This window comes from Mesobacillus foraminis (assembly GCF_004340465.1).
GTDB lineage: Bacteria > Bacillota > Bacilli > Bacillales > Cytobacillaceae > Mesobacillus_B > Mesobacillus_B foraminis.
In genome coordinates, this window is sequence record NZ_SLVV01000002.1 from 236,170 (window position 1) to 248,803 (window position 12,634).

The 12,634-nt window shown below is 42.3% G+C and carries 15 protein-coding genes and 1 tRNA gene; 7 read left to right on the plus strand and 9 right to left on the minus strand.

Annotation, left to right across the window (positions count from 1 at the left end; translation table 11 throughout):
- Positions 1–2 precede the first annotated feature (2 nt).
- Together sigH and EV146_RS03590 are read right to left on the minus strand one after the other, a co-directional pair.
- On the minus strand, positions 3–653 hold the full coding sequence (gene sigH, locus EV146_RS03585; RefSeq protein ID WP_121613239.1) for an RNA polymerase sporulation sigma factor SigH: 651 nt from the start codon (positions 651–653) through the stop codon (positions 3–5).
- 240 nt (positions 654–893) lie between these two features.
- The gene (locus EV146_RS03590) at positions 894–1,520 is read right to left on the minus strand and encodes a metal-dependent hydrolase (RefSeq protein WP_132001962.1); all 627 of its coding nucleotides are present in this window, start codon (positions 1,518–1,520) and stop codon (positions 894–896) included.
- A 329-nt stretch (positions 1,521–1,849) separates the two neighbouring features.
- Here EV146_RS03590 and EV146_RS03595 point away from each other — a divergent pair, with 329 nt between their 5' ends.
- On the plus strand, positions 1,850–3,046 hold the full coding sequence (locus EV146_RS03595) for a chromate transporter (RefSeq protein WP_132001965.1): 1,197 nt from the start codon (positions 1,850–1,852) through the stop codon (positions 3,044–3,046).
- A 63-nt stretch (positions 3,047–3,109) separates the two neighbouring features.
- On the opposite strand, the gene EV146_RS03600 is transcribed toward EV146_RS03595, so the two are convergent.
- The gene (locus EV146_RS03600) at positions 3,110–3,460 is read right to left on the minus strand and encodes an avidin-fold protein (RefSeq protein ID WP_181215815.1); all 351 of its coding nucleotides are present in this window, start codon (positions 3,458–3,460) and stop codon (positions 3,110–3,112) included.
- A gap of 995 nt (positions 3,461–4,455) precedes the next feature.
- Between EV146_RS03600 and EV146_RS03605 the strand changes: the two genes are divergently transcribed.
- Positions 4,456–5,334, plus strand: coding sequence for a DNA/RNA non-specific endonuclease (locus tag EV146_RS03605; RefSeq protein WP_309136082.1), 879 nt, complete (start codon positions 4,456–4,458; stop codon positions 5,332–5,334).
- 244 nt (positions 5,335–5,578) lie between these two features.
- The gene (locus tag EV146_RS03610) at positions 5,579–6,397 is read left to right on the plus strand and encodes a GDSL-type esterase/lipase family protein (RefSeq protein WP_132001971.1); all 819 of its coding nucleotides are present in this window, start codon (positions 5,579–5,581) and stop codon (positions 6,395–6,397) included.
- An 89-nt stretch (positions 6,398–6,486) separates the two neighbouring features.
- On the opposite strand, the gene EV146_RS03615 is transcribed toward EV146_RS03610, so the two are convergent.
- From EV146_RS03615 to EV146_RS03625, 3 genes are all read right to left on the minus strand, one after another.
- Entirely contained in the window at positions 6,487–6,729 is a 243-nt protein-coding gene (locus tag EV146_RS03615; protein ID WP_121613246.1) for a hypothetical protein, read from the minus strand.
- A 206-nt stretch (positions 6,730–6,935) separates the two neighbouring features.
- Positions 6,936–7,009, minus strand: a tRNA-Arg gene (locus tag EV146_RS03620).
- Positions 7,010–7,251: 242 nt separating this feature from the next.
- Positions 7,252–8,028, minus strand: a complete 777-nt coding sequence (locus EV146_RS03625) for a carbon-nitrogen family hydrolase (RefSeq protein WP_132001974.1) — start codon at positions 8,026–8,028, stop codon at positions 7,252–7,254.
- 88 nt (positions 8,029–8,116) lie between these two features.
- On the opposite strand from EV146_RS03625, the gene EV146_RS03630 reads away from it, so the two are divergent.
- The 4 genes from EV146_RS03630 (at position 8,117) to EV146_RS27770 (ending at position 10,045) form a co-directional block, all read left to right on the plus strand.
- Entirely contained in the window at positions 8,117–9,286 is a 1,170-nt protein-coding gene (locus EV146_RS03630) for a pyridoxal phosphate-dependent aminotransferase (protein WP_132001977.1), read from the plus strand.
- A 315-nt stretch (positions 9,287–9,601) separates the two neighbouring features.
- Positions 9,602–9,814, plus strand: a complete 213-nt coding sequence (locus EV146_RS03635) for a hypothetical protein (protein WP_309136083.1) — start codon at positions 9,602–9,604, stop codon at positions 9,812–9,814.
- Positions 9,801–9,947: a hypothetical protein gene (locus tag EV146_RS27765; protein WP_241993795.1), complete on the plus strand. Its 147-nt coding sequence runs from the start codon at positions 9,801–9,803 to the stop codon at positions 9,945–9,947. The genes EV146_RS03635 and EV146_RS27765 overlap by 14 nt, the downstream gene beginning before the upstream one ends.
- Before the next feature lie 23 nt (positions 9,948–9,970).
- Positions 9,971–10,045 carry a hypothetical protein gene (locus EV146_RS27770; RefSeq protein WP_241993805.1) on the plus strand — a complete coding sequence of 25 codons (75 nt, stop codon included), beginning with the start codon at positions 9,971–9,973 and terminating at the stop codon, positions 10,043–10,045.
- Between the two features lie 113 nt (positions 10,046–10,158).
- Here the strand turns inward: EV146_RS27770 and EV146_RS03645 are convergent, their stop codons facing one another.
- Genes EV146_RS03645 through EV146_RS03655 form a run of 3 tightly spaced genes read right to left on the minus strand, consistent with a single transcriptional unit; the run spans position 10,159 to position 12,614 of the window.
- Positions 10,159–11,229: a GerAB/ArcD/ProY family transporter gene (locus EV146_RS03645; RefSeq protein ID WP_132001980.1), complete on the minus strand. Its 1,071-nt coding sequence runs from the start codon at positions 11,227–11,229 to the stop codon at positions 10,159–10,161.
- Complete coding sequence (locus tag EV146_RS03650; RefSeq protein WP_132001983.1) at positions 11,229–11,450, minus strand: hypothetical protein; 222 nt, start codon at positions 11,448–11,450, stop codon at positions 11,229–11,231. Before EV146_RS03650 ends, EV146_RS03645 begins: the two co-directional genes overlap by 1 nt.
- A 3-nt stretch (positions 11,451–11,453) precedes the next feature.
- Positions 11,454–12,614 (minus strand): Ger(x)C family spore germination protein, encoded by a 1,161-nt coding sequence (locus EV146_RS03655; protein WP_132001986.1) that lies wholly within the window; start codon positions 12,612–12,614, stop codon positions 11,454–11,456.
- Between the last annotated feature and the right edge of the window lie 20 nt (positions 12,615–12,634).

Sequence of the window (12,634 nt, forward strand, 5' to 3'; positions counted from 1 at the left end):
GACTATAAAATGACCTCTTTCCGTTCCAGGTACCTTTCCATCTTTCTTTTGATACGCTGCAAGGCATTATCAATGGACTTAACGTGTGCATTAACATTTTTTGAGATTTCTACATATGAGTGACCCGCCATATGCAGTTCCAGCACCCGCTTTTCCAAATCGCTCAATCTTTCAGCCATTTTTTGCTCCAGATCATTGGCTTTTTCCTGATCAATAATCAACTGAACCGGATCCATTTCCGCGGGACCCGTGATGATGTCCATAAGTGTATGATTGGATTCATCTTCATAGATTGGTTTGTTTAAGGAAATGTAGGAATTTAGAGGGGTATGCTTTTGGCGAGTTGCAGACTTTACTGCAGTGATAATTTGCCTTGTAATGCACAGTTCCGCAAAAGCTTTGAAAGAAGACAGTTTGTCCTCTTTAAAATCACGTATTGCTTTATATAATCCAATCATCCCTTCCTGAACAATATCCTCTTTTTCACCGCCTATCAAAAAATATCTGCTGGCTTTGGCCCGGACGAAGCTGCGGTACTTCTTCATCAAAAATTCCGAAGCCTCTCCATCTCCATTTTGGAACAGCTGGACTAATATCTCATCATTCATTTGCGCATAATTTTTCATCAGCTTTTCTTCGGTGACCACTCCCACACTGTTACCTCCGATAAATTTATTTTGATTTGATGTTCCAAAACTGATCCTTAAGGTTTGAACACCCGACATAATTTATAAATTAATAGTAACCCAGCAGGGCGTTGAAAGAAATTTAAAAATATCGACTTTTTTTTACATGAATCGTAATTCATCACCTGGATTGTAATTGTATAAACAAGTCGGAGCTATTTTAAGAGATATTCTTTAATGTTCTTGTCGAATTTTCTTGTACACTTTTTAGAATTCTTTTGATGAGAACGGCAAAAAGTATTTCACTCCCCTTTTATTAACGGGCAGGATTTTCATATCAGCAATTAAATGACTGATATATCCAGCCATGCAGGTCATAAAAACACCATCGATACCCAGGGAGGCTTCAAAGCGGGAAGCGATGGCAGCAAAAAAGAGGATTCCTGCAATAGAGTGCGTATAGCTGCGATGGGGGATAAAGGAAGCGATCATAATATAGATCCCCAGCAAGGAAAGCCAGGTCTCCTGAAGGAAGATTCCGCCAGCCAGGACGCCGCCCCCTGTAACTGTCAGCATCCTCCTTTGGGTAAGATAGGATGAGGCCACGATCATCATTAGGCCTAAAAAGATTCCAATCCACTTTTCCTTGTCCATACCTTCAAAATAACTGTACACCATCATCAAAATTCCAATAAACTGTGCCACGGTGCGGATCATTCCTGCAGAAAGCGTTATTTTGTTGCTCAATTTTCCGTCTATATCAATGTCCGGCATTAGCCCGGATATTCCCCCCAGCCCGACCAGCAGCAAAGTTGTCATGGGGTCACTTTGCAGAGAGTTAGCCACAATGAAACCAGATGCCGCTCCTATTGCTGTATGTAATGTGCCATTCATTTTTCCGAAACCCCTGTCCCTCTAAAAATTTATCTTTATTCTGCCTATTTATTATATACCAGTATAATTGTGGAAACCCGCTATGTATACATGAAAATAAATTCTCCTACCAAAGTCTTAGTTACTCTAATGCTCATGGAGTCAGCATAAAGAAAATAAATCATTTTAGTGAAGAGAGTGAAATTTTCTATATAGAAAATATTAAAATGAGATGACAATGTAAATTTTGTGTAAACTGTCAGCCCCATCAGTTCAGAAAAACCTTCATACTTGTTATAATTCAGAACATATAAGCGGTTGCTTATTTTAAAAACATAAAGGAGCTGGATATGAGTAAAAATAACAAACAAACAACCAAAAGCTCTTTATTAGAAATACTCCTGGTTTCCACCCGGCTTGGCTTTACTTCTTTCGGAGGACCAGTTGCCCATCTGGGGTATTTTCATGAAGAGTATATCAGGAGAAGGAAGTGGATGGATGAAAAAAGCTATGCGGACCTGGTAGCGCTGTGCCAGTTCCTTCCGGGGCCAGCAAGCAGCCAGGTGGGGATTGGAATCGGAGCTATGCGCGGGGGCTTGCCTGGAGCCATTGTCGCCTTCCTTGGATTTACTCTCCCATCCGTCATAGCCTTAATTCTGTTTGCGCTGCTTCTTCAAGGTCTCGTTATTGGCCATGCAGGATGGATCCACGGCTTAAAAATAGTCGCAGTTGCGGTAGTTGCCCACGCGATATTGGGAATGGCTCAAAAACTAGTACCTGATTTAAAAAGAAAAGGAATTGCCTTAGCCGCATTGATCATCACCTTGCTGTGGCAAACAGCATTTACTCAAGTTGGAATGATCTTATTCGCTGCATTTCTGGGATTCCTCCTGTACAGAAACCATCAGGTACCAGACAAAACCAAGATTGATTTTCCTATTTCTCGCAGGTTTGCAGCTGTCTGTCTGACCCTGTTCTTTGCTCTGCTCCTCCTATTGCCCGTTTTAAGGGAAGCCACATCCTTAAGCTGGGTAGCGATGTTCGACAGCTTCTATCGTTCTGGATCACTCGTTTTTGGAGGCGGACATGTTGTGCTCCCATTGCTTGAACGTGAGTTTGTCCCGACAGGCTGGATGAGCGAAGAAGCGTTTTTGGCCGGCTATGGAGCAACACAGGCAGTTCCTGGCCCTTTGTTTACCTTTGCCGCTTATTTGGGGGCTGTGATGGATGGATGGGCTGGGGGATTAATCGCAACAGCTGCTATTTTCCTCCCTGCATTTTTATTAATTTTCGGAACATTGCCGTTCTGGGCCAGTTTGCGCCAAAATCCCAAAATTCAGGGTGCATTAATGGGAGTGAACGCTGCAGTTGTGGGAATTCTGATTTCTGCATTTTATCACCCAATCTGGACCAGTTCGATCCTGGCTCCAGTTGATTTTGCCTTTGCTGCACTTCTCTTTAGCCTGCTGGTGTACTGGAAACTCCCGCCGTGGGTGGTTGTACTGACAGGTGTCATTGGCGGCATGCTCATCGGGATGCTATATTGATTGAAAATGGGCTGTCAGTCTCTGGCAGCCTGCTTTGGTTAAGACGAATTCTCGCGTTGGAGATTAAAATCCATTCAGGACTTCTTCGACAACGGATTCCCCTTTACTTTGGTCACGGTCCTGCCATTTCCAGGTTTCATTCAGCCGTATTCTGCCATCTTCCAATATCTCGGGAACAGAAACACATTGTCCCCCCCTTATTTCACCTCTAAGATTTATATGGTTGTACCTAAACTTTAAACACCCATTTTCTTGAACAATCCCAATCAAGGTTCCTTTGACTATTTCCCCTCCCGAATAGGAGGCTGTCAGGATATTCCCCTCTTGGAGGTAGTGAAAAACGGTGTTTGATGAGACCTCGCCGTTAGATGTATTCTCAATTGATACGAATGTTCTTCCATTGTAGTTAATCACTAGGTTAAATCTCCTTTTCATCGTTATGTATATGGGAAACCTGTTTTACTCTGAGGCTTAAATTCATACGCTACCTGTATATTGGCGTCCATGGCCATTCAACCTTTATCTTACTCGCGAAGTTTAACAATTTTAGTTTAAGATGCTCTTTTTTGAGGCAATGTAATTGAGCGTCGGACATACTTATGAATTTCGCCAAAGGATCACCCAGAACCCAGTCTGCTAGTTTTTTCAGATACATTAGAGGGCACCGTTCAATAAAGCTGCCATCGCAGAGGAAAATGGAGGCATGCAGGTTTATATCTTGCATACCAGATTTTACGCCGTATCAGGAGCTCCTAAGCACTTATCATCCCTTTTTATCATTAAGTAACTTTCAATTGCATATAACGTCCTCAGCCTTACATTAAACAGCTAAAAAATAGTAACATCCTGCCGACACCACAAGCGAAGCGCAAATCCCCGCTGCCGATGTCGTTGTCGTATACATGAGCAGTCTCCGTAAACTTAACTCTTCTTTCTTTTGCGCCAAATAATACAATCTAAACAGAAATAAAACAGTAATAAATATAATCACGTTCATGAACGCAATCCCGATGAATATTTCCACGACTCCACCTCTATTTCTAAAATATACAGATTCAATTCTGCTATTTTATGAGAATGCCAGTTGGGCATGTCAGATTGGCCCGCATTAGGAAGGAGCACCGGATTTCCAGCTAGCATTCCAATCACCGAATGCTGAAGGGTCCCTGCTGCCTGCCCTGCTTGAATTGACCAAGCATAGACGAAATTAAAATTTTCTGTTCCCTCACCGAACCATCATTACCTTAACTGATTGCAGAATGTCCCTATAGTCCTCCCTTTTGAATGCTTGCTTCAGCCTGTCAGATTCCAACCATTCATCCCATTTTGAGACCTTCTATCTCTATTATATAAAATCCTTCCTCAAAAATGGTATAATAAACCAAAATAGATTTTGGGAGGGAGAATTTTTGAAGAATAATGACCTGAAATCCACTCACTTTTCTGCCGAGATTGAACAATTAAGCATTTATGATTATGATAAAAGATTAGGATACAATCCCGATTTCCTGGGATCATCTTATTCAGTCCCTCATCCCTATTTCCGTCCCGACTTAAAAGAGGATATAGCGCTCCTTAAGGACGGAAGTACGATCCTTGACTACACGCATTTTTCAATTGTTATGAGTAAATCACGGCGTTTAGCCTACTACACAGTGGTAAATATTGATGGGGCTCTGCTTAAAGAAGTGAAGCGAGGAAAAGACAGCTGGTATATAGATCCCAGGATTGATGCTTGTGAGCAGACAGGACCGGAGCTGTATGCAGGCAATGACCTGGACCGGGGCCACCTAGTCAGAAGGCAGGATCCAATATGGGGAGAAGAGGCCAATCAGGCAAATGAAGATACCTTTCATTTTACGAATTGCTCTCCCCAGCATAAGGATTTAAATCAAAAGACCTGGCTGGATCTAGAAGATTATCTGTTGAATAACACAGAAAACTTCAAACTAAAAGCAACTGTCTTCACGGGTCCGGTATTCGGCAGCGATGATCCTGATTATCGAGGAATCCGAATCCCTAAGGAATTCTGGAAGCTTGCTGTAATGGTAAAAAAAGATGGAAACCTGAGTGCCTCCGCATATTTGCAGTCACAGGCGAATTTGATAAGAGATTTGGACTTTTCCTTTGGAGATTATAAAACCTACCAAGTACCTGTTACAAGGATAGAGGAATTAACCGGACTTGATTTCGGAGAGCTTCGCAAACACGACCCTATGGCTAAACCTCGAGCTGCCATGCTGCGGATAGTAGATTTCGAACATGAAAACCATTTGCCATTGCTTTAAAAATATTCAAATGTGGGCTGCCTTATTGGCAGTTTTTTTCTTTAAGATACAAGGGTTAAAAACAAAATGTTTCTGGAATATCTTTGAATACTCAGTATTCAAAGATACTCTGGGCCAACGCCCTCATCTATTCTTCAGTCTCCTCCTTTTGCCCTGCATTCATTTACTATATAAGGAAAATACTACATAGGTATTTCTTGTATATTCCTTGATATAATAGAGAATAGATGGAGGAGAGATTAACATGAAAGTTCTAAAATATATACTCGCGTTCTTTCTGTTTCTAGGTATGGGTTTGGGAGCCTGGCTGTATTATCCCCAATATAAAATAAACAGGATGAAATCAGAAGCTATCGAAGCATCTTCCGATCAGCATAAATTAACCTACTTGGATTACTATCGACTGTCCAGCGATAAGGATATCAATCATCTGGCACTTGGTGATTCCATCATCCATGGTTACGGTGCAAGTGAGACGGAGAATTTAGTCTATAAGTTTTCCAGTCAATTAGGGGAACAACTCAATAAATCCGTTCATTATAATAATGAGGGAATCAACGGGATAACTTCCACTCAATTAAACCAGCTGGTTCAGGATGGCACCTTTGATCAAAAAATAAAGGATGCCGATATTATTACCATCAACGTAGGCGGCAACGATGTTCTAAAAACTGCAAGGCATCTTGATTATTCTCAAGCTTTCAATTCATTCGAAGAACTGCAAAGCACTTTTGCAGGAAATTTGAGCGCCATCTCCAATACGATTGAAAAATTAAACCCGGAGGCCACGATTATCTTTTTAGAATTATATAACCCTCTGCCTTTAAACGATCAATTCTACACACTTGCCGATAAGCTGCTTCCAAAATGGAATCTTAAAATATATGAGGCAGCCCAGCAAATCCCTTCATCCATCGTTGTCCAGACCACCAAGGTCATTAACGGGGACAACATCCAGAACATTGCTCCAGATGGGGTTCACCCCAATCCCAATGGATACACGGCGATAACTGAACAGATGCTAAAACAGTTTGCATTGGAGTACCGGAGGCAAGCTGTATAGGAGCCAGCCCTTTGATCAGGTGCTGGTTTTTCTATTGCAGAGGAATGCATATAAAATAAAACAGCCTCCCAAAAGAAAGACTGCTTTAGTTACTCGTTTATATATGCAATAATTTTATCCAGCATTTGCTCATATGGGGTTTTCCTTGCGTTCGTAAGCATCGCCCACGGTATTTCAATCCCTTTGACGGAGTCATAAGCCTTTCCTCTGTATCTTTCAGCAGAGTTTTCAGCAATCAGTATCTCCCAATTCCATATCTTCCTTGAATTCCCATCAAGGTCATCGATGGTCAGGGTATAATGCTCTCTAACCTGATATTCAAGAATATTCATCCTTTCACCCTCCTCGTTTCTGCCAATTTGGTTTGTGAAAACCGCATGTATGTAAAAATTACTACTAATTTACTAGACTAGATGGGACATTCCTTCATATGTACCCAATTTTGCGAAAGATTAAAACTTCCCCTACTTGCCATCTTTGCTGTTTGCAAATAAAAAACGCCAGGTTAATGAAAACCCGGCGTTTTTTCATTGGCTAGCGTCCCAGAAGAGATTCGAACTCCCGACCTACAGTTTAGGAAACTGTTGCTCTATCCTGCTGAGCTACTGGGACATTTCCTGACGACTCATTTATTATATGCCAGTATAATAAAAAATGCAAGTAGGTATTTTAAAAAAATATGATAAATTTTCTAATTTCACTCCGTGTTATTTCCAATCTGGCTTACATTAATTAAAAACTCTACATAAATACGTTCTTTTTCGCTTCATATCATAAGAGCCAGACAATCATGTGTTTCCGGACAGGTCCTTATCCTGTCAGCCTGGCTCTCAGGAGGCTATGAAAAAGTAATTTTAATATAAATCCGTCCTTCTATCCTGAAACACAGGAATTGTTTTCCGGACTTTATCCACTTCATCCAAATCTAGTTCAGCATAAAAAATTCCTTCTCTCGATTCCCCACTGAGCAGACGTTCTCCCCAGGGCGCAATAACCATGGAATGACCGTTAAATTCATTATTGGGGTCGCTTCCAACACGATTCACTGCCACAACATAGCATTGGTTTTCTATCGCCCGTGCCTGCAGCAGCAATTGCCAGTGGTCTACCCGTTTCTCGGGCCACTCCGCCACAATAAACATGATCTTTGCCCCCTTTAGGGTGTGGAGCCTTGCCCATTCAGGAAATCGAAGGTCATAACAGATGAGTCCGCCGCACACAATGTCATCCAGTTTAAATAAATTTGCTTTGCTGCCGGCATTCATGAAATGGTGCTCGTCCATCAGTTTGAATAAATGGGCTTTGTCATACTCCGCTGCGATGTCTCCATTTCGGTCCGCGACAAACATCGTATTATAAAAACCTGCTTCTTTTTTTGTAGAAACTGAACCGCCTATGATATTTACCTTTAGGTTTTTAGCTAGCCGCCTTAAAAGCTTTTTTGTCCGTTCACCATTTCCATCAGCCAGCCGGCCAAGCTGATCAAGTGCATAGCCAGTGTTCCACATTTCCGGCAAAACAATCGTATCAGCCTTGTGCTTCGCTGCTTCTTTAATAAACTCTTCCGCTTTTGCAAAATTTTGTTCGGGTTCCCCAAATGCTACATCCATTTGTACACAAGCTATTTTCATAATATCGCCTCCCTCTAGACAATTTTATTTAAAGATTATAAAATTTGAAATATTATCTCAATAAGTTTTTTCATAAAAGGTGGATTACATGGAGTATTCAGAGCGTTTAAAGAGATTGCCCGTACAATTCTTTGCCACTCTTGTTAATAAAGTAAACAAAGCAATAGACGAGGGCCGCGATATCATCAATTTGGGTCAGGGCAACCCTGATCAGCCCACACCTGAACATATTATCAAGGCTCTGCAGACTGCAGCGGAGGATCCTAAAAATCATAAATACTCTCCCTTCCGCGGAATAAACGAATTAAAAGAAGCAGCAGCAGCCTTTTACCTGCGGGAGTATGGAGTCGAGATTGATCCACAGAGTGAAGTAGCCATTCTTTTCGGTACAAAAGCAGGCCTTGCAGAACTGCCGATGTGCCTGCTAAACAAAGGCGACCTCATGCTGCTTCCCGACCCTGGATACCCTGATTATCTTTCGGGAACGGTACTAGCCGATGTGAGATACGAAACTTTTCCTTTAAAAGCAGAGAATGAGTTTTTACCTGATTTCAGTGTTATTCCTAAAGAACAGAGGGAAACAGCCAGACTTATGTATTTAAACTATCCTAATAATCCTACTGGTGCAACCGCAGACCGGGCCTTCTTTGAAAAAACAGTGGCATTTGCAAAAGAAAATCGGATCACCATTCTCCATGATTTTGCTTATGGTGCCATTGGATTCGAGGGCAAAAAACCGATAAGCTTTCTGGAAATTGAGGGTGCCAAAGAGATTGGCGTCGAGATGTACACTCTTTCAAAGACCTATAATATGGCCGGATGGCGCGTGGGCTTTGCCATTGGAAACCCAGTGATCATCGAAGCGATTAATCTAATTCAGGACCATTTATACTGCAGCCTGTTTCCGGGCATCCAAAAGGCAGCTGCAGCAGCTCTGACCGAGGATCAAACATGTGTGGATGAGCTCGTAACCCGCTATGAAAGACGCCGCAATACCTTTATAAAGGCTTGCAGACAGATTGGATGGGACCTGTGCGCTCCTGCCGGCTCATTTTTCGCCTGGCTCCCTGTTCCAGAACATTTTACTTCAGAAGAATTTGCAGATTATTTATTGGAAAAGGCCGATGTAGCTGTTGCCGCAGGGAATGGCTTCGGGGAATTTGGAGAAGGATATGTCAGGGTCGGGTTATTAGTCGATGAGGATCGCCTTGTGGAAGCAGTGGAACGCATCGGTCAACTGGGACTGTTTCAATCTTAAGCCTGAGTTTATTCGATTATTAAGGAAAGCTATGTATGCTACCAAGGAACAGGTCTCCTGTCTCCTGCGGAGAAAGCAATCCCAAGAGCACCATTTACGGTGCAAGAGCGGCGAGGAAGCCGCTTTACTGATTATATACATAAACGAAATCCAGTAGCCTGTCCAAAACAAGATAGCGGCAGGCTTATTTTTGTACATCAGGCAGTTATTTTAATAATCAAATTACGGGCAAGCCCCCTCCATTTCCCCTAATAGCAGACCATGTCCGGGCCATAATGTTCTTGTATTGCAAAGATAGAATTAGGAGGGAATGCAGTGAACAACACAGATTATATGGCTTCCCACGAAACATATGATCTCCATGAATTACTGACATTTAAAAACCTTTGCCTTATAAAGTCGACAACAATGAGCAAGCAGGTCCAGGATGCTGAATCAGGGAGAATTCTTGACCAGGATGTAACTAAATCAAAAGACCAAATTCAGCGTATCCAGGAATTTATCACAAACAGAGATGATGAATCATGAATGGAACGTCCATAATATGACTGGCATGGGTGAAATGACTGATCAGGTGATTGCAACAGACTTCTTGATTGAAGCAAGAACTGGTGTAATCAACATCGCAATGGCCATTACTGATCTTAAACTCCTGAAGTAAGGGATACCTTGAAGCAATATTTAATGGATGCAGTTGATACGCATGAACAAATATTCAAACATATGGTCGCCAAAGGATATTATCATCCAAAAATTTAGCTTAACAGTTTAGATCTTGAAGCTTCCCAGACTGCGATGAATCTGCAACAATCCTAGCCTCTTTCCGCTTTTATAGTGGAAGATGCCCCTGCAATGCTAATCGCCGGTTCTTTTCAGGATTTGGAGAATTTTCTTCGCATCATGAATAATAGCCCTATTAACAACTCCACGACCAGTCCCCAGACAGCCCAGGTGTAGAAAGAAAATTGGATATGTTCCATGTTGTTTCGGAATAACAGGATGGACAGCAGCCCAAGGCAGAGGCCAACGGGAATCATGAAAATATTAAAATCCTCGCTTCTTCCACTTGTAAGGCAGCGGTTCAGCAAATATAAATCGAGCGCAACTTTGGCAAAAAAAGTCGGGATCCAGACGGTCACAATCACAAGGTCCAGTCTGTCAAGGAAGTCTGTAAGATTAATTTGCTGAATTAATTGGTGAGAGGGGTAAGGTGACACTGTTACAATTTCGACACCGAGAACTGAAACCTGTAAAGCGATCAGTACTGTAAGCAAAAACATGGCAATCCCAATTCCTGTAATCGCCCCGTTCCTTGCTTTCGGGGCATTGTTCATATTAGCTAACAGAATCAGGATAAAAATCCCTTCACCAATCCAGGCAAGCAATAAGAAAGAGGATTGGGCCACTCCTATAATTAATTCCTTCCCGACGATTGGCTGGAAATTCCCAAACGTAATTTCATTTAACACCATAAAAGGCAATAAGAGAATTGTTGCTCCCAGCACAATAAATTGAATCATTGTGACACGGGCTATTACTTCAAGCCCTGATGAAGCCAGATAAATAACTGCCAGGACAGCAAGAATCGTCAGGATGTCTATCGGCGTTGTCGGCAAAAGAACCGTAGCGATAAAGTCAACCATTGCTCTTACATCCCGTATGTACGCCGTTGCGAAGAGAAGTCCGAAGCTGACAAGGAACAGCTTCTCAAGCATGGTTCGCCTCCCTGAAAGAAAACGCCTTGAAAATCCTGCCAGCTTTTCTTTCCGTCCCATCACCACCCATACAAACAAACTCATAAACAAAAAAACAGCAATCGGGACCATCCATGTATTTTGTCCAGAGGCTTCGACCAGTGCCTGAGGCAAGCTGATAAGAGTTCCTGTAAAAAGAAAATTGGCAACGAGCATCGCCAGCTCAAAGGAAGATATTTTTTCACTCATTATTTCACCACCATTTTGACCATTGCTCCGATTGTCAGGTTCATCCAATGGATCAGTGACCCAAAATTCCCCTGAAAGGTAACTACTATACTCAGTCCGAAAGTAAACAGTACAAATGAGTAAAGCATCTTTCGTTTTTTACTGTTGAACGGTTTGGAATTGTAAATCTTCGATAGGTAAATAAAAAGAACAACGCTGACTAGTATCGTGCCTGTACCCATTAGCTACTCCTTAAATTTGAGCCCTGTGTTCGTCAATCTTTGAATTTCTCCATCAACCGTAACCTTCACTTCCATATCCTTGAGGCTGTTGCCCCAGTCCTTTTTCCACTCTCTCTCCCAGCGTTTATTGTGATTTTTATAAAGGTACCAGCCAAAACCTGCAATATCGCTGCCTTCAGAGTGTGAATGATCCAGCAAGGCACTGATTTCGGATTTAATTTCCTTTTCAAAACTGGCAAGAGCTTTGGTATACACCTTCGGATCCTCCAGACTGACATTGGGTTCATTTTCCATTAATGTGCCAGTTGCTTTCACCGTAAGTGTAAACCTGGGCTTCCCTCGGACGATGCTGAATTGTCGATTAAGCTTGCTTTGGATAATTTTAATGTTCAGTTCCCCTTCATCTCCATAGGGAAAGGTAACGCTCTTTCCGCGCATACTGTCAAGCAGCCAGAGAACAGCTCGGGATTCTTTAGAATTCGTCGTGAAAATAACCTTATCCCCTTTTAAAATGGCGAAAGAGCTCATTTCCATTTCCTCTGTCGCCTTCCCTTTTATTTCAATTTTGGCTTTTTCAATCACTGGAATAATTGGTTCTTTTCCAGGACGCTCCAAATCCTGCAGGACGTCTTTTACAGTCATTCCGATCCCGTTTTTGGCCATTTCCCTTATCGCTTCTCCAGGCAGCTGTTCGAGCTTGGATTGTGTACTCAAAATTTCGCTGGCATCGCCCTTGCTTATAAGCAGAAAGGTGGATAATCTTGATTGGGGCTGAATTAAAATGACATTGATGGCTCCTTCCATCCCCTTTTCAGCAAGATCTTCTCCAATCACAACAACCCTCCTGTGAGCAAAATATAGGCTTCTTGACATTCGGTTCTGCAGGTTCATATTGCTGTCGCGAATATTCTTCCCAGTTCCCGAGTCGACATAGTATGGGCCTTCGCCACCGGTTCCTCCTCCGCCACCGCTTGAGCCTGACCCTCCCATGGCACTGGGCAGCGGCACCTGTACAGCTGTTCTGTACTTGCCTTCCTTTTCTGTGTCAACACCAGTTGCAATAACAAAGGCTAAATCATTAATTTCCCTACGGTCCCAGCAAGCTGTTAATAAAATGGACGAAAGCAATGTCCATATAAACAGCAAGAGTGTTCGGTTTTTCACGTCCTCCCTCCTTCCAGCTC